The organism is Streptomyces sp. NPDC038200 (assembly GCF_055600785.1).
Genome location: NZ_JBVJYH010000014.1, coordinates 227,480 through 248,604 on the forward strand (window position 1 = coordinate 227,480; position 21,125 = coordinate 248,604).

Genomic DNA, 21,125 nt, shown 5'->3' on the forward strand with positions numbered 1-21,125 from the left:
CTCAGAGCGCGGGCGGTCGCCGTCAGGACACGGGCGGTACGGACACGGCCATCACCATCTCCATCGGCACGTCGCCCTGATTGCCGTACCAGTGCGGGACGTTGGCCTCGAAGGAGGCGCTCGCGCCCGCCGGGACGAGGTACTCCGTGCCCTCCACGGTGAGCGTCAGCTCGCCCGCGGTGACATGGACCAGCTCGACGGTGCCGGCGGGGTGCGGCTCGGAGGGGCTGCTCTCGCCCGGCATCAGCCGCCAGTCCCACATCTCCAGCGGCCCGGGCGCCTCCGTGCCCGCGAGCAGCCGGCTGAAGCTGCCGGCCTCGGTGTGCCACAGCCGCACGGCCTGGTCGGCGGGGACGACGCGGACCTTCGGGCCCTGCTCGTAGTCCAGGAGCGTGGGGATGCTGACGCCGAGGGCGTCGCCGATCTTGACGACCGTGCCGATGCTGGGGTTGGTCCGGGCCTGCTCGATCTGGATGAGCATGCCGCGGCTGACACCGGCCCGGGCGGCGAGCACGTCCAGCGTGAAGCCGCGCACCGAGCGCCAGTGCTTGACGTTGCGCGCCAGGGACTGGGTCAGGAGTTCGAGGTCCGACACGTTGTGTCCAATATCCGGGAAGTTCAATATTTTGATTAGCTCAGTTCAATGCACTGAACTACGGTGAGGTGCACCCGATCGTTCACCGAACTGTACTGCGAGGCCGGCCGTGACAGCATTCTTCGCCCTGACCACCAGCCTCCTGTGGGGGCTGGCCGACTTCGGCGGCGGCCTGCTGACACGACGTACCCCGGCGCTGACGGTGGTGGTCGTCTCCCAGTCGATCGCGGCGGCCGTCCTGGGCGCGATCGTGCTCGCCACGGGCGGCTGGAGCGAGGCCGGGCCCCGGCTCTGGTTCGCGTTCGCGGCCGGCCTGGTCGGACCGATCGCCCTGCTCTCCTTCTACAAGGCCCTCGCGCTCGGCCCCATGGGCGTCGTCTCCCCTCTCGCCACCCTCAGCGTCGCCGTGCCGGTCGGCGTCGGTCTCGTGCTCGGCGAACGGCCGGGGCTGCTCCAGGTCGCGGGCATCGCGGTCGCCGTCACCGGGGTCGTGCTCGCCGGCGGACCGCAGTTGCGGGGCGCCGCCGCGCAGCGGCGCACGATCCTGCTCACGCTGGCCGCCGCGCTCGGCTTCGGCACGGTGTTCGCGCTGATCGCCGAGGCCTCGACCAACGTCACCGGACTGTTCCTCGCACTGTTCGTGCAGCGGCTGACGAACATCGCGGTGGGCGGGGCCGCGCTCGCCGTCTCGGTCCGGCGCGGCGGGACGGCCGTTCCGGAGGGCGGCTTCCCGTGGGCCTCGCTGCCCGCGCTGGCCTTCGTCGGGCTGGCCGACGTCGCGGCCAACGGCACCTACGCGATCGCCGCCCGGAGCGGCCCGGTCACCGTCGCCGCCGTGCTCGCCTCGCTGTATCCGGTGGTGACCTCGCTGGCCGCGCGCGGCTTCCTCAGCGAGCGGCTGCGCGCGGTCCAGGCGGCGGGTGCGGGCCTGGCCCTGCTGGGCACGCTGCTGCTGGCCACCGGCTGAACCGGCTCGGCTCAGCCGTCGGACTCCAGCGCGGCGAGCCGGGCCGCGCCCTCCTCGTCCAGGTCCGCCAGGGCGCGCAGCTGATCCGGTGTCGTGCCGTCCGGGATCGGCACCGGGGCGGGGGTCCGCAGCGGTGGCTGCCAGCCGTCCTCGGGCGTCCAGCGCCGTACGACCCTGGCGGGCGCCCCCGCCACCACCGCGTGGTCGGGCACCGTGCCCCGCACCACCGCACCGGCCGCCACGACCACGTTCCGGCCGATCCGCGCGCCCGGCAGGATCACCGCGCCGGTGCCGATCCAGCAGCCCGGACCGATCTCGACCGGCTCCATCCGCGGCCACTGCCTGCCGATGGGCTGGTGCGGGTCGTCGTAGGAGTGGTTGGTGGAGGTGACGTAGACGTACGGGCCGAAGTAGCAGTCGCTGCCGATGGTGACCGTCGTGTCCGCGATGACATGGCTGCCGCGGCCGAGGACCACTCCGTCGCCGACGCGCAGGATCGGGTCCGGACCGAGGTCCAGGTCCGGCATCAGGCCGGCGGTGAGGGTGACCTGCTCGGCGATGATGCAGTGGGAGCCGAGCCGGATCCAGGGTTCGCCGAAGACCGTGCCGAGCGGGAAGGCCAGCCGGGTGGCTTCGCCGATCGCGCCGAAACGGAACCCCGCGGGGTGCTCGGCCGTGACCGACCCGGCGCGCCGCGCCCAGGACCAGGCCGCGTGCACGGCTCGCTGGGCGAGGCCCCGCCGCCAGGATGAGAACGTGTTCTTGCGCTTCGGCACGGGCTCACGTTACTCACCGGTTGTCACCGGCGAGAGAGTGGGCTGCTGTGATCTTTGCCCCACCCGGTGTCGTACCGTGCGGGAAACGTACGGATGCGAGGAGACGGTGATGACACAGCAGGCGCTGATCGTGGGCATCGGGGGCAAGGAGCCGCGGGTCGCTCCGGACGCGTTCGTGGCCCCCACGGCGTCCGTGATCGGGGACGTCACGCTGCACACGGGGGCCAGTGTCTGGTACGGGGCCGTGGTGCGCGGTGACGTCGAACGGATCACCGTGGGCGCGCAGGCCAACGTGCAGGACAACGTCACCCTGCACGCCGACCCCGGCTACCCGGTGACCGTCGGGGAACGGGTGTCCATCGGGCACAACGCGGTGGTGCACGGGGCCACCGTGGAGGACGACTGCCTGATCGGCATGGGGGCGACCGTGCTCAACGGTGCGGTGATCGGGGCGGGATCGCTGGTCGCGGCTCAGGCCCTGGTGCCGCAGGGGATGGTCGTACCGCCGGGCTCGCTGGTGGCGGGGGTGCCGGCGAAGGTGAAGCGGGAGCTGACCGCGGAGGAGCGGGAGGGAGTCACCCTCAACGGCACGCTGTACGCCGACCTGGCGAAGGCGCATCGCGAGGTGCACCAGTAGGTCGCGACCGGCGGGTGCGGGCGCGGGAGGGCTCGCCGGTGGGTGCGGGCGCGTGGTCGCCCGCACCCTTCCGGGGCGCTTCACTCCCCGGCGGCCACCGGTTCTGCTTCTCGCCGCTCGGTCTGGGCCTTCCTGGCCTTGCGCTTGAGGATCAGCAGGGAGGTCAGGCCGATCAGGACGGCCGCGACCAGGCCCAGGTACGAGAAGCGCTTCAGCCAGTCCTCGGCGACGACGCCGATGTAGTAGATGACGGCCGTGGTGCCGCCGGCCCAGCAGATGCCGCCGAGAACGTTGGCGATCAGGAACTTCCAGTACGGCATGTGCAGGACGCCGGCGAGCGGGCCGGCGAAGATGCGCAGGAGGGCGACGAAACGGCCGAAGAAGACCGCCCACATGCCCCACTTCTCGAAGGACCGCTCGGCGGTGGCCACATGGCCCTCGCTGAAGTGGCGTGGGAACTTCTTGCCGAGCCAGGCCAGCAGGGGGCGTCCGCCCTTGCGGCCGATGGCGTACCCGATGGAGTCGCCGATCACGGCGCCGGCGGTCGCGCAGGCGCCCAGGACGATCGGATTGACACCCGAGTGCTGGGAGGACATCAGCGCCGCGGAGACCAGGACGATCTCCCCCGGCAGGGGGATGCCCAGGCTCTCCAGACCGATCACCAGCGCGACCACGGCGTAGACGGCGGCCGATGGCACCGAGTCGAGCCATTCCTGGACGTGCACCGCGGGTTCCTCCCCTGTCGCCGAGCCTGCTCGCGGGCTTGCGGGTCTCGCATGTAAAGCGCGCCCCAAGGGAAGGCTACCTGGTCGGCCGTGAACGGCGATTCGCCCGTGTCCGCCGGGCGGCACCGTCCCGCCCCCACGCCTTGTGTTTCCGGACATCCCCGTGTCACGCGGGAGGGGAAGGCTCCCACGCGGTATCGCCCGGCCCGCTTCCCCCAGGTCCCCGCGCGGGGACCGCCGCGGAAGGACCACGTCCCCGTGTCCTCACCGTCCCCGTTCCGCCCGCTGCCCCCTGTCGCCCGCCCCTGTCCCGAGCCCCCTGTCCCCGGTCCGGAAACCCTTGCCCCCGGTCCCGGGGTCCCGGCCCGGGACCGACCGGTGTCGCGTCTGCCGGCCCGGCCGGTACGGCTGGCCCTGTGCCTGGCTCCGCTGCTGCTCGCCGCCGGCTGGGCCGCGGCCAACCGGCCCGTCCTCTGCGAGGGGGCCCGGCGGCTGGTCGCGGCCGACCCGGGGTGGCTGCTCGCCGGTGCCGGTCTCACCTGTCTGAGCTGGGTGGCGGCCTCCTGCGTCCGGCAGGGCGCGCTGCCCGACCGGCTGCCGCCGGGGCTGCTGCTGGCCTCGCAGTTCGCCGCCGGTGCCGCCAACCACGTGCTGCCCGGCGGGCTCGGTGCGCACGCCGTCACCCTGCGTTTCCTGCGCGGCCGGGGTGTGCCGCTGGAGCGGGCGACCGCGTCGATCGGGCTGTACTCGCTGGCCAGGTTCGCCGCGAAGACGCTGGTGCTGCTGGGCTTCCTGGCGGCCTCGCCGGCCTGGCGGCGCCTGGGGGACCTCGTACCGGACGAACGGCTGCTGGTGCCGCTCGCCGTCGTGGCGGGAGGGGCCGTCGCCGTGGCGGGGGTGCTGCTGACGGTCGTACGGCCGTTGCGGCGGCCGGTGACCGGGTTGCTGCGCACCGCGCTGGCCGACGCGCGCGTGGTGCACACGACGCCCGCTCGGGTGTGCGCCCTGTGGGGTGGAGCGGTCGCGGTCCCGCTGGTGCAGGCCGGCACGCTGGCCTGTGTCGGGGCATCGCTGGGGCTCGGGCTCCCGTGGGACCAGGTCGTGCTCGCCCAGCTGGCCGCGGGCACGGCCGTCGGAGCGGTGCCCGCGCCGGGCGGGATCGCGGTCGACGCGGCGCTGGTCTGGACGCTGATCTGCTTCGGCGCCGCGCCCGCGGTGGCGACGGCGACCGTCATCGGGTACCGGGTGCTGACCGACTGGGTGCCGCTGCTGCCGGGGGCGCTGGTGCTGTCGGCGCTGATCCGCGCGAAGGTGTTGTAGCCGGGGTGTCCGCTCACCCGGCCGCCCGACTCGGGTGGGGCCGAGGTGCCCCTGGCTGTGTCCATGCGGACCTCGCCGGGATGCGTTCCGGTGGCCCGGTGGGCCTGGCTCTCCCGCTCGTCCCCCGGCTCCGGTGCCGGGGCGAGTCAGTCGCGGCGGGCCACCAAGCGGTACGCGTTGGACAGTCCCAGGCGGTGGGAGAAGGAGCGCAGCGCGAAGCGGTCCAGGGCCGTGGCGGTGAGGAGCGCGGGGACGCCGGCGAGCAGGAGCGTGGTGCGCAGGGCGCGCCGGAGGCGCCCCGGCGTCTCCCGGAGCCAGGGCGCGTCCTCGCGCGGGGCCGTGTGGTCGAGCGCGAGCCAGACGGCGGCGAGCAGGTCGACCGGGTCGTGGGGTTCGGCGTGCTGTTCCGCGACCACCGTGAACCCCAGGTCGGTGAGTTTGCCGCGCAGATTGGCGACCGGCATGAAGTGCAGGTGCTGCGGCTGGAGCCAGGGCAGCCACCAGCGGCCGAGGAGCCGGGCGTAGCGGCTCTCCGGGTCCGGCACCTCGATGAGGAGATGGCCGCCGCGGCGGACGGCCTCGTGGGCGGCGCGCAGTTCGCGGTCCGGGTCGGTGCTGTGCTCCAGGTAGTGGAACATGCTCACCACGTCGTAGCGGGCGGAGAGGTCGGGGGCCAGCTCCGGGAAGGCGCCGCGGTAGGCGTGGTCCACGCGGCCCTCGCGCGCGGCGAGTTCGACTCCGTCGGTGAAGTCGAGCCCGTCGAAGGCGGTGCCGGGCAGGACGGTGCGGGCGGCGGCACAGAAGTGACCGTGACCGGTGCCGACGTCCAGCCACGTCTTGGGCGCGGGGTCATGGGGCAGCATCGCCTCGGCCCGGCCCCGGTACATCGCGCCGCGCCCGCCGAAGGTGCCGCTCATCCGCTGCTCGCCCAGGCCGTCGTAGAAGTCCCGGTAGTAGAACTCCAGTCCTTCGGGGGTCAGTTGCGGGTTCTGGAAGATGTGGCCGCAGTCCGCGCAGGCGTCCAGGGTGAAGCGGCCGGGCTTGTGCTGGAGCAGGTCGGTGGTGTGCAGACGGGGGGTGAGCCGGCCGGACGAGCACCAGGGGCAGGTGGTGCGCCGGGGGGCGAGGAAGCGGTCGGTGCCGGCGTCCAGGTCGGCCTGGTAGGCGGGACGCAGGGCGGCGATGCGGGCGGTCGTGTCTCGGGCGTCGCTCATCGGCTCTCCGCTGCCATTCGTTCGAGGTGGGCCGCCGCGGTCCGGGCGCCGCCCGCCGCACGGAACGCGGCACGGATCCGGGCGGCGGCGGCCCGGTGGGCGGGGTCGTGCAGGACGGTGTCGAGGGCCTCGCCCAGCCGGGCGGCGGTGGCCCGGCCGAACCTGACCCGGAGTCCCGCGCCCGAGTCCACGACCTGGCCCGCCACCACCGGCTGGTCGTCCCTGATGGGCGCGACGACGAGCGGGACGCCGTGCCAGAGCGCCTCGCACACGGTGTTGTGGCCGGCGTGGCAGACGACGGCGTCCATCCGTCGCAGGAGCGGGAGCTGGGGCACGGACGGCAGGATCAGCAGGTCCTTGTCGTCCGCCGTCACGGGCAGGGTGCCGCCCGGGTCGGCCATCACCGCCTGGATCCGGTCGGCGCGGTCCCGCAGCGCGGCCAGGGCCTGGGCGAGGAACCGGCCGCCGGCGTCCGCGTTGGCCGTGCCGAGGGTGACCAGGACCTTGGTCCGGCCGTGGTCCAGCCGCTCCCAGGGGAAGCCCGGCCCGGCCGGGCGGCCGGCGAGCGAGGGGCCGACGTAGTGGATGTGCGGTGCCGACGGCGCTTGCGGGCCGATGAGTTCGGGCGTGCTGAACACCAGCAGCAGGTGCGGTGAGGAGCGCGGGTCGGCGGTACCGGCCGGGTCCCCGATCCGGGCGCGCAGCTCGGCCAGGCGCTGCCGGAGCCAGTCGGCGACCTTGGGCAGGCCGTCGTAGGCGCCGCTGAACTCGGCGGAGGTGGTCGCGGAGGTGGCCCAGGGCAGCCCGAGGCGCTCGGCCACCAGGGCACCGGCGAACGCCTGCTGGTCGGCGACGACCACATCGGGGCGGACCGCCGCGACGGCCGCGCGGACCCCGGGTGCCATCGCGTCGGCGAGCGGCAGCAGGTACCACTCCCACAGGAACCGCAGTGCCTCCGCGCCCCGCAGGTCCGGCGGCCGTACGACTCCCGGGGCGCCCGGTACCGGCCCCGCGCACGCGAACACCACGGCGTCCGTGCCCGCGAGCCGCCGCACCAGCGCCGGGTCGGCGCAGGCCCAGGCCACGCGGTGCCCGCGGGCGGTGAGCCGGTCGGCGACGCCCACGGCCGGATTGATGTGCCCGGTGAGCGGCGGGACGACGAAGAGGAAGCGGCTCACCGGACGCCCGCCCCCGTCCGGACGAGGTCCAGGATGTGGCCGCCGACCGTGCCGGGCGCCTCGACCAGGACCGAGTGCTCGTGCCCCGGCAGGACGACCGCGCGGAAGTCCGTCAGCAGCTCCCGCTGCACGGGCACCTGGTCCGCGAGGTCCGAGTCGCCGCCGAACACGCCGAGGACCGGGCAGCGTACGGCTCTGATCTGCGCCTCGGTCAGCACCCTGCTGGCGGGGATGTCCCGGCCCAGGGTGGTCTCGCGGGCGAGCCGGGCCGCGCCCTTGGCGAGGCGGGCGGTGTTGTGGCCGCGGTGGGCGGTGATCCAGGCGACGGCGTCCGGCTCGTTGTGTGCGAGTTCGGTCACCACCCGGCGCAGGATGCGGCCGAGTTTCGCGGCCCAGGCGGCGGTGGCCGGCTCGGATTCGATCAGGGTCAGGCTGGCCACGCGGCCGGGGTGGCGGGCCGCGTACCCGAAGGCGATGGTGCCGCCGTAGGAGTTGCCGACGAGGTGCACGGGACCGGTGACGGCCAGCCGGTCGAGGAGCGCCGCCAGGTCGTCGATGTTGTGGTCCAGGGTGTAGCCGTGCGGCGGGCGCTCGCTGCGGCCGTGGCCGCGCAGGTCGTACATGACGACGTCGAGTCCGGCCGCCGCGAACGCGGGCGCGACGGTGAAGTAGTAGCTGGCCAGGCTGTCGGTGAGCAGCCCGTGCACCAGGACGATGGTGGCGTGCGGGCCGCGGCCGTCCGTGGGGCCGGTCCGCTGGACGTGCAGCCGGATGCCGCCGGCGTCGAGCATCGCCACGGCTCAGCCCGCCTGGGTGGTCTTCAGGCTCCACACCACGTGCTCCACGAGCCGGCCGACGGTCAGCTCGATGATCTCGTCGAACTCCATGCCGGCCAGGAACTCGGCGAGGTTGACCCGCTGCCCGTACCGCTCCTCCAGCAGGCCGGCGAGGGTGACGAGGTCGATGCTCTCCAGTTCCAGGTCGCGGTTGAAGGTGGTGGACATGCCGATCACCACGTCGTCGTCGCCGTACTCCGCCAGGACCGTGCGGAGCATGCCGGAGAGGTCGGCGAGCACGGTGTCGGCGGTGGGCTGCGCCGGGGCCGGCTGGGTGGGGTTCATCGGGCGTACTCCTCGGCTGCTGGGTCGTGTGGTCCGTCGTCGGCTCCGGGCCCGGTCGTCCAGGCCACCACATAGCGGCGGTCCGGCAGGGCGGGCGGGTTGGTCACCGGTGCGCAGCGCACGGTGTAGGCGCGTTCCAGGCGGCCGGTGACGAGCAGGCGGCTGCCGTCCGGGGCGGCCTGCAGTACGGCGAAGTCCCGTGGCCTGCCGCCGAAGCCGACGCCCTCGGCCTTGGCGACCGCTTCCTTGGCGGCCCAGAAGCGGGTGAACCACAGTGCCTCCGGGTCCCCGCCGTCCGCGCACCGGCCCCGCAGGAGCCGCAGTTCCGCCGGGCCGAGAGCGGTGGTGAGGGTCGCCGGGTCGCGCTCGGTGACCTCCTCGATGTCGATACCGGGACCGGGCCGCGGGGTGTGCGGCCGTACGATCGCCACCCCCGCCTCGGCCCGGTGGGCGAGCGAGACGTCCAGCTCGGGCAGGGAGCGGCCGTGGACCCCGGTGACGTACGGGCGGCCGAGTCCGTCGTTGCGGACCCGGATCTCGGCCGGGAAGACGGGCCCCTCACCGTGCTGCCAGAGCCACTGCCGTACGGCGTCCTTGACGGCGATCCGGCCGAGCAGCCACTGCCGCCGGCCGCGCGGCGGGCGGCCGGCGTACTCGGCGCGCTCGGCGCCGCCCAGCGAGTTGCGCATGATCAGCTCGCGTGAGGCCAGGTCCGGCCACCGCTCGTGCACCAGGGCCCAGCCGCCGGGCAGGGCCGCGGAGAGGGTGTGGCGCTCGGGGAAGCGTTCGACGGGCCGGGTGGTGGGATCGTTGTCGAAGCGGCGGTCCTGCCAGCCGGTCAGCCGGGCCCAGACCCGGCCGCCGGCGGTCAGCTCCGCGTCCGCCTCCAGCACGGTGTCCGTGAGCGAGGTGATCCGCAGCAGGCAGTGGACCGCGGTGCCGGGGGCGGGGTGCGTTCCGTGGAACCGGGCCTCCCGTAACTGCACCGGGAAGACGACGGTCCGCTCGGTACGGGTCGCCATGATCCAGTAGCCGAGCAGCTGGCCCACGTTGTCGAGCAGGGCACCGGGGGCCGCGGGTGCGGTGATCACTCCGCGGATGTGCCGCTCACCGATCGCGGTCAGCTCGGTCAGGCCCTGGAACCGCGGGCCGTGGAACATCCAGCGGTCGCGGTAGAGCTGGGCCGCGGTGTGCTCGGGGACGCGCTCGGGGGCGTCCGGGAGGGAGCCGGGAGGGGGCGGGGCCGGGTGCCGGGGGGCGAGTTCGACCACGGCGCGGGCCGTGGGGCCGAAGGTGACGGTGACCCGGTCCGGGTGGCCGGGCGCCGGGCCGAAGGTGACGGGGACGTCGACGGGCGGCGTCGCGGTGAGCCACCGGTCGAACCGGGCGCCGTGCACGGCGACCGCGAGCAGACCGGGGGCCGCGTGCTCCGCCGCGTCCATCATGTGCCGGACGATCGTGGTGGCCGGCACGACCGGCCACCGGTCGGCCACGTCCGGCCACCCGGGGCGCTGCGGGAAGAAACAGTGGTCCAGGAGGTGGGGCATGGACCGGGGGGAGACGTGGAGGGTCGTGGTGGTGGGGGCGGGGACGGCGGGGGTGGTGGGGGCGGGAGCGGGGGGTGCGGCTGCGGGGAGGACGGTGGACGGGGGTGCGGTGGGGACCGTGGGAAGCGTGGTGGTGGGGCCGCCGGGGTGACGGCTCGCGGCGATCAGCTCCGCCGCCGTGTCCGCGGTCTCCCTCAGCAGGGCGGTGAGTTCGGCCGCGGCCGGGTGGCGCTGTGCGAGGTCGTCCAGCGCGTGTGTGGTGACGGAGCGGGCGGCCGACTCGGCTTGGTATGAGGGGATTGCCGTCACGGGGAGAGCCGGCACCTCTGTGGCCGGGAGGGCCAGGACTTCCGTCGTCGAGAGGGCCGGGACGTCCGTCGGGACTTCTGTCGCCGAGAGGGCCGGGACGTCCGTCGGGACTTCCGTCGCCGGGAGGGCCACGGCGGGCCGTACGTGCCGCTCTCCTGCCCCCAGTTGCGCGCGCAGCGCGTCGCGGGTCGGTCCGTCCAAGGACACCAGGGCGCTGCCGAGGTCGAGGCGGACGGGCGGACGGGCGCCAACCGGACGGGCCGCCGGGGCCGGGGGTGAGGACGTCCGGGCCCGGGGCGGTCCCGCCGGTGCCACGGCCGGTCCCGCCGACGCCACGGTCGCCCCCGTCGGTGCCCCAGCCGGTCCCGCCGGTGCCACGGCCGCCCCCGCGGTCCACAACGCGGTGGCCGTGCGCCGGAGCTGGCCGAGGCCGCTGTGGTGGGGCGAGTTGGCCGCGACGGCCAGGTGATCGCGGTCGCCGAGGGTGTCGCCGATGAGGGAGGTCAGCCGGCCGGGGCCGGTCTGGACGAAGACGCGGTGGCCGGCGGCGTACAGGGCCTCGGTCAGTTCGCGGAACCGGACGGGCTCCAGGAGATGCCGCACGAACAGCTCGCGCACGGCCGACTCGTCCCGGGGAAAGGGTGCCGCGGTCGTGCCCGACCACACCGGCACGGTCGGCGGATGGAGCCGGAAGCGGTCGGCGGCCTCCTGGATGGGGGCGAGGAACGGTTCGAGCATCGGCGTGTGGAAGCCGGATCTGAAGGGCAGCACCTGGCAGAGCACACCCTCGGCACGGAGGGACCGGACGAACTCCTCCACCGCCGGACCGGGGCCGCAGACCATGGACTGGCGGGGCGCGTTGTCGTGGGAGAGCACGATCCCGGAGCCCGCCCCGGAGCCGGCCAGCACGGCACGGACGCGGGCGGCGGAGGTGCCCACGGCGGCGAAGACGAGGCCGGGGACGGTGACCGAGTCCGGGTCGAAACCGGCCATGAACGCGTCCACCTGCGCGGCCGAGTACAGCCCGGCCGCGGCCATGGCCGTCCATTCGCCGACGCTGTGCCCGGCGACCGCGTCCGGTACGACACCCATGCGCCGCAGGGCCTGGTCCAGCAGCCGGCCCACGCCGACGACCCCGAAGCCGTGCCGTCCGATGTCGCCGACCCGGACGTCCGGGCCGGGGCCGGAGACCGGGGGCAGACCGAAGTGGGCGGCGATGTCGTCGGTGCGGGGCGCGAAGTCGGCCTCCAGGCCGGGGAAGACGAACGCCAGCCTGCCGCCGGAGCGGCCGAGCAGGGGCGCCGGCCGGAACCACACGTCGCTGCGGCCGTGCCAGGCGCCGCCCTTGGCCACCGCGCGTCGGGCGAGGGCGAGCCGCTTGGCGGTCGGGTCCACGACACCGAGCCGGACGGGACCTGCATCGGTGTGCGGCCGGGCGGGGTCGAGCCCGGCGGCGAGCACGGCCGAATCGTCGGCACCGAGGAGAGCGACGAGACCGGGCACGTCGTCGGCCGCGAGCAGCAGGACGCGCTCGGCTCCGGCGACGCGCGCGGGGGCGGGACAGGCGGGGGTGGTACAGGCTGGGGCTGAGGCGGGAGCGGAACCGGCCGAGGTCGAGGCCTCGACACCCCCGACCCCCGGCATTGGATGATCGACACCCTCGGCCCCCGACACCGGGTGACCGGCGTTGCCGGTTCGGGTGGGGCGTCGGGGTGGTGGCTCCTCCAGCACCACGTGTGCGTTGATGCCGCCGAACCCGAAGGCGTTCACCGCGGCCCGGCGGAGCGGCTGTGCGGTGCCGGCCTCCCAGGGCCGGGACCGGTCCAGGGGCCGGAAGCGGGTGGCGGCGAGGGCGGGGTGCGGGTCGTCGCAGTGGAGGGTGGGCAGGAGGGTGCGGTGGTGCAGGGCGAGCGCGGCCTTGACCAGGCCCGCCACACCGGCCGCCGGCATGGTGTGGCCGATCATCGACTTCACCGAGCCGAGCACCGGCCCCACGTCCCGGCCCCGGCCCCGGTCCGTCGGCGGTCCGAACACCTCGGCCAGTGTGGTGAGTTCGGCCCTGTCACCGGCGGGGGTGGCCGTGCCGTGCGCCTCCAGCAGGCCGACCGAGTCCGGTGCGGCGGGGTCGAGTCCCGCGGCCTGCCACGCCTGGCGCACGGCCCGGGTCTGCCCGCCCGGATCGGGCGAGACGAGCCCGGCCGTACGGCCGTCGCCGGCCACGCCCGTGCCGCGGATCACCGCGTACACCCGGTCGCCGTCGCGTTCGGCGTCCGCGAGCCGTTTCAGTACGACGACGCCGGTGCCCTCGCCGATGAGGATGCCGTCGGCGTCGCGGTGGAAGGGACGGATGCGCTCCGACGGGGACAGGGCGCGCAGCTGGGAGAAGACGCTCCACAGGGTGATGTCGTGGCAGTGGTGCACTCCCCCGGCCAGCATCAGGTCGCAGCGGCCGGCGGTGAGCGCGGTGACCGCCTGGTCGACGGCGACCAGGGAGGAGGCGCAGGCCGCGTCCACGGTGTAGGCGGGGCCGCGCAGATCGAGACGGTTGGCGATGCGGGAGGCGGCGAGGTTGGGCACGAGGCCGATCGCGGCGTCGGGGCTGTCGGGGCCGAGCCGTTCGGTGAACGCCGCACGGACGCGGTCGAGTTGCCCGGGTGCCAGGTCGGGCAGCAACTCCCCCAGTGTGCGCACGAGTTGGTGGGCGGTGCGCACCCGTTGGTCCAGCCGGGCCAGGCCGGGGGTGAGATAGCCGCCGCGGCCCAGGACGACCCCGACCCGGTGCCGTTCGGGCAGCCGTTGTGTGCCGCCCGCGTCGTCGAGCGCGGCGGCGGCCACATCGAGGGCGATCAGCTGGTCCGGCTCGGTACCGGGCACCGAGGCGGGCATGATGCCGTGGCGGGTGACCTCGACCTCGGCCAGTCCGTCGACGAATCCGCCGCGCCGGCAGTACACCTGGCCGGCGACGGCGGGGCCGGTGGCCGAGCCGGGGTGGTAGTAGTCGGCGTCCCAGCGGTGCGCGGGGACGAAGGTGATGGCGTCGGTGCCGTCCCGCAGATTGCGCCAGTAGGCGTCCAGTCCGGGGGCGCCGGGCAGCAGCACCGCCATCCCGACGATGGCGACGGGTGTCTGAGGCTGCGGCATCTCACCAGCCCGACGCCGTGTAGACGACGGCGCGGACCGCCGGGTCGCCCCAGGCCAGTTCGCGGAGCAGGGCCGCGGTGCCCTCGTCCGGATCGATGAGCGAGACGCCGCGCCGGGCGTACTCGCGGCCGAGTTCCGCGCCGACCATGCCGGTGTGGCCGTCGGCCGGCGCCCAGGGGCCCCAGTGGACGGTCAGTGTGCGCCGGCCGGTGCGCGCGGCCCGCTGGGCGCCGAGCGCCTCCAGGGCGTCGTTCGCGGCGGCGTAGTCGGCCTGCCCCCGGTTGCCGAGGACGGCGGCGACGCTGCCGAACAGCACGGTGAACGCCGGTGCGGCGGACAGGTCGTCCAGGGCGGCGAAGAGGGCGCCGGCCCCGGCCGTCTTCGTACCGTAGACCCGCTGGAAGGACTCGGGGGTCTTCTCGGCGATCAGCCGGTCCTCTATCACCCCGGCGGCGAAGACCACTCCGTCGAGCCGGCCGTGTTCGGCGTGGATCTCCTTGACGGCCTGGAGGACGGCGTCCCGCTCCCGGAAGTCGACCGAGCGGTAGCGCGCCGGGCTGCCCAGAGCGGCCAGTTCGGCGAGCGTGGCGGTGACCTCCCGCTGGGCGAGGACGCGTTCGGCGGTCCGGTTGATCTCGGCGGGCTGCGGGGCGCCGGGGCCCGCGGCGAGCGCGGCCCGCAGTTCGACAGGGGTGCGGGCGGCGGCGGTGTGCGGGGGTTCGGGGGCGGTGGGTGCGGGGGTACGGCCCAGCAGTTCGAGGCGGCACCGGGAGGCGGCGGCGAGCGTGGCCGCGAACCTCGCCGTGATCCCCCGGGCCCCGCCGACGAGCAGGATCACGGAGTCCCGGTCGAGTCCGAGCGCGGCGGCCTCCGCCGCTCCGTCTCCGGCGGGCCCGGCACCGGTGGTGCCGAGCGGGCCGAGGGGCGCGGGCACCAGCTCCAGGCCGTGACGGCGGCCGGCGGCCGTGCGCCGCACGACGGGGGCCGGTTGCGGGGCGTGCAGTTCGGCGATCACCGCGTCGGTGACGGCTGCCGGACGGGTGTCGTCCACCGCCAGCACCCGGGCGAGGAGGTCCGGGTATTCGCGGGCCACACTGCGGAACAGCCCGTCCAGGCCCGCCGACCGCAGCGCTCCGGCGCCGTCGGCGGCGCGCACGGCCAGCAGCAGGCGGGGGCGGCACGCCAGCGCCGCGCGGAGCACGGGGAAGGCGTCCGGCAGCACCGGGAGGTCCGGGCCGGGCAGCGCGGCCAGGTACACGACGCCGTCGACCGGGCCGTCGGCCGCGCTCAGGAGGTGACCGCGGTCGAGGATCACGGCGTCGGCGCCGTGAGCGGCGAGCCGTGCCGCGAGCACGGCCGCCGCGCCGGTGTGGTCGTCGTCACCGCCGTCGCCGTCGCCGACGACCACGAACCGTTTCCCGGCGAGGCCGGTGGCCGGGTCCGGGTCCGGCAGCGGTACGGGGCGCAGCTCGTAGCGCTGGGGGGCGACACCGAGGGGGATGTCCGTACCGATGGCCGCCCGGGTCGGCTCCTCGGCGCTGTCCCGTGCCGGGTGCGCGCTGTGGTCGGTGGCCGTGTCCCTCCGTGCCGTGAGCCACTGCGTCACCGCCGCCGTCGTGCGCGCCTTGGCCAGTTCCTCCAGTTCCGCGTCGTCCAGCAGCTCCGCGCCGCCCGTGAGGCCCAGGCGCTGGGCGAGTTCGCCCGCGATCTCGGCCCGCTTGATGGAGTCGATGCTGAGGTCGGCCTCCAGGTCCAGGTCGGGCTCGATCATGTCGAGGGGATAGCCGGTGCGTTCGCTGATGATCTCCCGTACGACTCGTTCGACGTCGACGGTCGCTTCCGCCTCGGTCGGCCGGGGCGCCCGCGGCTCGGCGGAGGGCAGGGGTACCGGCTCGGCGGGCCGCACGGCCGGAAGCGGCGCGGGAGACGCGAGAGGCGCGGAAGGCACGACGGGCCCCGGTGTCATGGCACCCGTCACACCCGTCGCACCCGTGGCGTCTGCGGCCCCCGCCGCGCCCGAGACCCCCGTCGCGCCGAAGTAGGTGAGCAGCACGTCCCGCTGGGCCGCGATCATCTCCCGGCTGGTGCGCAGGAATTCGGAGATCAGCGCGTCCCGGTCGGCCGGGGCGCCGTTCGGCTGGTCGCTCGTCACAGTGGTCTCCACGACGCGTCGGGCCGGCGCCAGGGCGCCGGGCAGGAGTGCTCCGTCGGCCGTGCGGACGAGGTGTCCGTCGACCGTCCAGCCGGGCCGCTTCGGCGCGGGGGTGCGCAGCGCGTCGACGGCGTCACGGCCGCGGAAGAGCCAGGCGGTACGCACCGGCTGCCCGGCGACGGCGAGTCGGGCGAGGGCGTCGAGCCAGCCGGCCAGGCCGCTGTCGGCCCGTGGCTCGCAGGCGACGGTGCGGTGCGGGCGGTCGCCGAGGATCTGGCCGACGAGCCGGGTGAGGACGGTGCCCGGCCCCGCCTCGACGAAGATCCGGGCCCCTGCCTCGTACATCGCCTCGATCTGCGCGGCGAAGGCCACCGGGGCGCCGATCTGGGCCGCGAGTCCGGCACGCACGGCGTCGGGGTCCGCCGGGTACGGCGCGGCGGTGCGGTTGGACCACACGGGGAACTCGGGTGCCCGGACCGGTTTGTCGGTGAGCACCTTGGCGAACCGTTCCCCCGCGGCGGCCACCAGCGGGCTGTGGAAGGCGCAGGCCACCGGGACGCGGCGCGCGCCGAACCCGGCCGCGCGCAGTGCCCGTACGGCGGTGTCGACGTCCGCCGTGGGTCCCGAGATCACCGTCTGCTCCGGCGAGTTCCGGTTGGCGACGACGACGGACTCGGGTGCCCCGGCCGTGCGCAGGGCATGGGCGACGGCCTCGGCGGGGGCGCCCACGGCGGCCATGGTGCCGGGTTCGTCGCCGGCCGCCGCGAGGATCGCGGCGGCCCGCTCGGCGCTCAGCTCCAGCAGGGTCTCCGGGTCGAGCGCGCCGGCCGCGGCGAGGGCGACCAGTTCGCCGTAGCTGTGTCCGGCGGCCAGGTCCGGTCGGACGCCGGCCGAGGTGAGGAAGGCGTGGGCGGCGAGGCCCGTGATGCCGAGGGCGGGCTGGGCCGTCCGGGTGTCGGTGAGGGCGGCGCGGTGGCGCTCGCGGGCGGTGTCGTCGAAGGCGGCCGGCGGGAAGAGGCGGTCCGCGTGGGCGCGGCCGAGGTGCAGGTAGTGCCGCAGCTCGGGCAGGGTGATCAGGAGGTCGGCGAGCATGCCGGTGCGCTGGCTGCCCTGGCCGGGGAAGAGGAGGGCGAGCCGGCCGTCGGCGGTGTCCGGGTGGTCGCGGGCGTCGTCCGGGTCCGCGAGGTGGAGCCCGGCGCCGGGGTCGTGCTCCCCGGCCAGGACGCGCCGCAGCTGCCCGGTGAGTTCCCCGGTGTCCCGGGCCACGACCGCCGCCCGTACCGGTTCGTGCGAGGTGTCGGCGCGGCGGGCCGCCGCGAGGGCGAGGTCCCGCAGCCGCCAGGGGCTGCCGGGGGTCTCGGCGGCCCGGAGGATCTCCTCGGCCTCCCGGCGGGCCGCCGCCAGGTCCCGCCCCCGGAACAGGAACAGCTCGGCGGGCCAGGCGTCCAGCGTCTGCCGGGGCGGCGGTGCGTCACCGTACGCCGCCAGTACGGCGTGGAAGTTGGTGCCGCCGAAGCCGAACGCGCTGACCCCGGCGAAGCGTTCGGCGGCCGGCGCGGCCCAGGGGCGGGCGCGGGTGTGGAAGACGAACGGGCTGTTCTCCTCCTCCCAGGCCGGGTTGGGCCGGTCCAGGTGGAGGGTGGGCGGCTGGACGCCGGTGTACAGCGCCAGGGTGGTCTTGATCAGGCCCGCGAGTCCGGCGGCGCACTTGGTGTGCCCGATCTGCGATTTGACCGAGCCGAGCACGCAGCCGCCGGCCGTCGCGCCCGCCTCGGCGAACACCTCGCCGAGCACACCGAGTTCGGTGCGGTCCCCGACGACGGTGCCGGTGCCGTGCGCCTCCAGCAGGCCCACGGCGGCGGGCGGGACACCGGCGTTGCGGTACGCCCGTTGCAGCGCGGCCCGCTGGCCCTCGGGACGGGGTGCCGTCAGGCCGAGGGAACGGCCGTCGCTGGCGGAGCCGAGGCCCTTGACCACACCGTAGATCCGGTCGCCGTCGCGTTCGGCGTCCGCGAGCCGCTTGAGGACCACACAGGCCACGCCCTCGCCGAGGGCGATGCCGTCGGCGGCGGCGTCGAAGGCGCGGGACCGGCCGGTCGGGGAGAGCGCGTGGACGGAGGAGAACAGGACGTAGTCGTTGATGCCGTTGTGCAGGTCGGCGCCGCCGCACAGCACGACGTCGCTGGTGCCGCAGACGAGTTCCTTGCAGGCCACGTCGAGGGCGGCGAGGGAGGAGGCGCAGGCGGCGTCGACGGTGTAGTTGGCGCCGCCGAGGTCCAGGCGGTTGGCGATCCGGCCGGAGATGACGTTGGCCAGCATGCCGGGGAAGGAGTCCTCGGTGAGCCGGGGCAGCTGCTCCTCCAGTCCGTCGGGGACCTCGCCGTAGTACGACGGGAGGACGGCACGCAGGGTGACGGCGTTGGACAGGTCGCTGCCGGCCTCCGCGCCGAAGACGACGGAGGTGCGGGACCGGTCGAACGCGCGCCCCCGCTCACCGTATCCGGCGTCGTCCAGTGCCCTGCGGGCCGCCTCCAGGGAGAGCAGCTGGACGGGTTCGATGCTGCCGAGGGAGGCGGGCGGGATGCCGTAGCGCAGCGGATCGAAGGGGACGGGTGGCAGGAACCCGCCCCACTTCGACGCGGTGGTGCCGGCGGTGTGGTGCACGTCGGGGTCCCAGCGGTCGGGCGGGACCTCGGTGACGGCGTCGCGTCCGGCGACGATGTTCGCCCAGAAGGCGGCGAGGTCGGGTGCCTGGGGGAACATGCACGCCATGCCGACGATCGCGATGTCGAGCGGCGGGGGCGCAGGCGGGGCCTGCGCGGCGGTGTCCGCGGTCCGAGCGGCTCGTGCCGCCGTCGCGGCTCCCGAGAGGCGTGCGGCCGGCGCGGTCGGTGTGACCTGGGGGGCCTGTGCGGCCCGTGCGGTCAGGAAGTCGGCGGCGCCGTCGGTGACCGCGCGGTGCAGGTCCGCCACCGTGGTGGGCGCCGAGCGCAGGACGGCGACCTGGCCCGCCATGAACAGCCCGTCGTCGAGCTGCCGTTCCTCGTCGACGTCCCGCAGCTCCCCGTCGTCGGCGCGCGAGACGCCCTTGCTGGCGATGCGCAGCCGGCCGACGTTGAGTCGTTCGAGCTGCTCCCAGACCTGCCGGTCGGGCACGTTCTGCGCGCGTAGCGCGGCCTCCCGCTCCCGGTAGTTCCGGGTGAAGGGACTGGGCACGCAGCGGGTGGCGTGACCGGGCGCGGTCTCCAGCAGAGCGGTCTCGGTGGCGGTCATGACCTGCCGCTGGAACAGCGGACGGACCGCACCGCGGGCGACGGCCTCCTCGGTGAACAGGTAGGCGGTGCCCATGAGTACGCCGACGGCGGCCCCCCGCGCGGTGAGCGGGGCGGCCAGGGCGGCGACCATCGCCGCGGACCGCTCGTCGTGGACGCCGCCCGCGAAGAACACCTCCAGCCGCCGCGCCGTCCCGTCCTCGGCGTCCGCCAGGAAGTCCGCCACAACGCCGAGTTGCGCCTCCCAGAGCGGGAACGAGGCCCGGGGCCCGACGTGCCCGCCGCACTCGGACCCCTCGAACACGAACCGGCGCACGCCGGCGTCCAGGAACTGCCGCAGCAGTCCGGGCGACGGCACGTGCAGGAAGGTGCGGATCCCGGCCCGCTCCAGCGCGGCGGCCTGGGCGGGCCGGCCGCCCGCGATGATCGCGTGCGTGGGCCGCAGCTCCCGTACGGCGTCCAGCTGGGCGCCTCGGACGTCCTCCGGAGCGAAGCCGAGCACGCCGACACCCCACGGCCGGCCGGCCAGCACGGCGCGCGCCTCGGTGAGCATCGTGCGGGTGCGTTCACCGTCGGCCAGGGCCAGCGCCAGGAAGGGCAACGCCCCGTCCTCGGCCACGGCGGCGGCGAATCCGGCCTGGTCACTGACCCGCGTCATGGGTCCCTGGGCCACGGGCAGCCGGGTCCCCAGCGCACGGCTCATGGCCGCCCCGGGCCGCAGGGCCGTGTCCGGGCGTGGCGTCGGCATCGTGGCGCCTGGGTCCGGGGCCGTGCCCGCGGACGGCGTCGGCACCGCCGCCCCGGGTGCTGCCGCATCCGCGGCAGGCGTCGGCACCGGCGTTCCGGTCGCCTCCCGTATCGCCGCCGAGAGCCCGCGCACGACTGCGCGGACGTCCCGCCACCGCTCGGCGAACCGGGCGGCGAGGAAGCCGTCCTGGCCCACCGGGAGCAGCCGGCCACGCGGTTCGCGGGCGCCCAGCAGGGCCGCGACCGCTTCGGGGTCGTCGGCGGGCGGCTGGGGGGCATCGGGTCCGCGTCGCCGCAGTACCCGGTGCCCGCCCAGCACCACGGTCTCCGAGCCGTCCAGGGAGCGCAAGCCCGACCGGACCGCCTCGGGCAGCTCCGACTCGGCCAGCAGGGCCAGTTGGCTGTCGAGGACGACACCGGCGGCCCCGCCCGCCACGGCGGCCGCCGCCGTGCGCGGGCCGATGCCGCCGCAGGCCCATACGGGGACGCCGCTCGACTCCGGGTCCGCCAGGAGCTGTTGCAGCAGGACGAAGGTGCTCAGTTCACCGACCCGGCCGCCGCTCTCACCGCCTCGGGCGATCAGCCCCCGCGCACCGGCGCGCACGGCCGCCCGGGCCTGCCGGAGGTCGGTGACTTCGGCCAACACCCGGCTTTCGGATGGGAGTTCATGGGGCTTCCAGGTGGCGTCGGGGGTGAGGACCACGGTGTCCACGGGGCCGCCCAGCTCCGCGGGTGTGAGGGCGCAGCGCCCGGTGACCCGGATGCCGAAGGCGCCCGGTGCCGCCCGTCTCAACCGGGACAGCTGTTCACGGGATCTTCGGTCGCCGGCGCCCAGGTCCAGGACGCCGAGCGCGCCGGCAGCGGAGGCGGCGGCGGCGAGGCCGGCGTCGGGTTCTCCGAACGGGGTGAGACACAGGATCAGGTCATGGGCACGCACAGGGGAGGTCATGATGCTCCGGCACGATCGGCGAGACTGCACGGTGGGGGGTATGCGCGGCGAGACACTCTGGTGCGGGGCACCGGAAACTAGCGAGGTCATTACTCGCGGGTCAATAACGCCGCAGCCTTTCCCCGTACGGTGGCGCTGATTCGGCCAGCCCGTCGAATTCGTCGCAAGGCGCGGTAAATCCAGCGATTCCCTTGCGCAGGCGCGCAGGGAGGGCCGTCCACCCTCGCACGACATACCGCTACAAGCGTGTCAAACCGTACGCTCGCCTCGTCCGGCACTCGCGCTCGCGCCATGCGCCGGGACATCCGGGCGCGGTCTGTAAATTCCCCATGGCGTCGCCCCGGTGGCGCGAACCGGGCCGACGGGATACGGCCAGGGCGGCGCGGGGGCACTCGCAGCCGTTCGGCGAGCGGCGCGGGGACACTCGGCGCCGTTCGACGCGCGGCGCGGGGGCACTCGCCGCCCCCGGCCCTTG

The 21,125-nt window shown here is 75.3% G+C and carries 12 protein-coding genes; 3 read left to right on the top strand and 9 right to left on the bottom strand.

Translation table 11 applies throughout. The annotated features are described in order from the left end of the window. Positions 1–22: 22 nt before the first annotated feature. Positions 23–595 (bottom strand): helix-turn-helix domain-containing protein, encoded by a 573-nt coding sequence (locus tag ACZ7KF_RS26935; RefSeq protein ID WP_471080068.1) that lies wholly within the window; start codon positions 593–595, stop codon positions 23–25. 109 nt (positions 596–704) lie between these two features. Between ACZ7KF_RS26935 and ACZ7KF_RS26940 the strand changes: the two genes are divergently transcribed. Next, positions 705–1,562, top strand: coding sequence for an EamA family transporter (locus ACZ7KF_RS26940; protein ID WP_471080071.1), 858 nt, complete (start codon positions 705–707; stop codon positions 1,560–1,562). 11 nt (positions 1,563–1,573) lie between these two features. Here the strand turns inward: ACZ7KF_RS26940 and ACZ7KF_RS26945 are convergent, their stop codons facing one another. Continuing rightward, a complete protein-coding gene (locus ACZ7KF_RS26945) occupies positions 1,574–2,338 on the bottom strand; it encodes an acyltransferase (protein ID WP_471080074.1) in 765 nt (254 codons plus the stop codon). Between the two features lie 109 nt (positions 2,339–2,447). Here ACZ7KF_RS26945 and ACZ7KF_RS26950 point away from each other — a divergent pair, with 109 nt between their 5' ends. Further along, complete coding sequence (locus ACZ7KF_RS26950) at positions 2,448–2,975, top strand: gamma carbonic anhydrase family protein (protein ID WP_471080077.1); 528 nt, start codon at positions 2,448–2,450, stop codon at positions 2,973–2,975. Positions 2,976–3,055: 80 nt separating this feature from the next. Here the strand turns inward: ACZ7KF_RS26950 and ACZ7KF_RS26955 are convergent, their stop codons facing one another. Further along, positions 3,056–3,700: a DedA family protein gene (locus tag ACZ7KF_RS26955; protein ID WP_471080080.1), complete on the bottom strand. Its 645-nt coding sequence runs from the start codon at positions 3,698–3,700 to the stop codon at positions 3,056–3,058. Positions 3,701–3,958: 258 nt separating this feature from the next. Here ACZ7KF_RS26955 and ACZ7KF_RS26960 point away from each other — a divergent pair, with 258 nt between their 5' ends. Further along, positions 3,959–5,020: a lysylphosphatidylglycerol synthase transmembrane domain-containing protein gene (locus ACZ7KF_RS26960; protein WP_471080083.1), complete on the top strand. Its 1,062-nt coding sequence runs from the start codon at positions 3,959–3,961 to the stop codon at positions 5,018–5,020. 146 nt (positions 5,021–5,166) lie between these two features. Here the strand turns inward: ACZ7KF_RS26960 and ACZ7KF_RS26965 are convergent, their stop codons facing one another. The 6 genes from ACZ7KF_RS26965 to ACZ7KF_RS26990 are packed head-to-tail and all read right to left on the bottom strand — an operon-like array spanning position 5,167 to position 20,650. Beyond that, entirely contained in the window at positions 5,167–6,234 is a 1,068-nt protein-coding gene (locus tag ACZ7KF_RS26965; protein WP_471080086.1) for a class I SAM-dependent methyltransferase, read from the bottom strand. Further along, a complete protein-coding gene (locus ACZ7KF_RS26970) occupies positions 6,231–7,412 on the bottom strand; it encodes a glycosyltransferase (RefSeq protein ID WP_471080089.1) in 1,182 nt (393 codons plus the stop codon). The genes ACZ7KF_RS26965 and ACZ7KF_RS26970 overlap by 4 nt, the downstream gene beginning before the upstream one ends. Continuing rightward, positions 7,409–8,203, bottom strand: coding sequence for an alpha/beta fold hydrolase (locus tag ACZ7KF_RS26975; protein WP_471080131.1), 795 nt, complete (start codon positions 8,201–8,203; stop codon positions 7,409–7,411). The genes ACZ7KF_RS26970 and ACZ7KF_RS26975 overlap by 4 nt, the downstream gene beginning before the upstream one ends. A 9-nt stretch (positions 8,204–8,212) precedes the next feature. Further along, positions 8,213–8,533, bottom strand: a complete 321-nt coding sequence (locus ACZ7KF_RS26980; protein WP_471080092.1) for an acyl carrier protein — start codon at positions 8,531–8,533, stop codon at positions 8,213–8,215. Continuing rightward, complete coding sequence (locus ACZ7KF_RS26985; protein WP_471080095.1) at positions 8,530–13,530, bottom strand: type I polyketide synthase; 5,001 nt, start codon at positions 13,528–13,530, stop codon at positions 8,530–8,532. Before ACZ7KF_RS26985 ends, ACZ7KF_RS26980 begins: the two co-directional genes overlap by 4 nt. Before the next feature lies 1 nt (position 13,531). Then, positions 13,532–20,650 carry an SDR family NAD(P)-dependent oxidoreductase gene (locus ACZ7KF_RS26990; protein ID WP_471080098.1) on the bottom strand — a complete coding sequence of 2,373 codons (7,119 nt, stop codon included), beginning with the start codon at positions 20,648–20,650 and terminating at the stop codon, positions 13,532–13,534. Between the last annotated feature and the right edge of the window lie 475 nt (positions 20,651–21,125).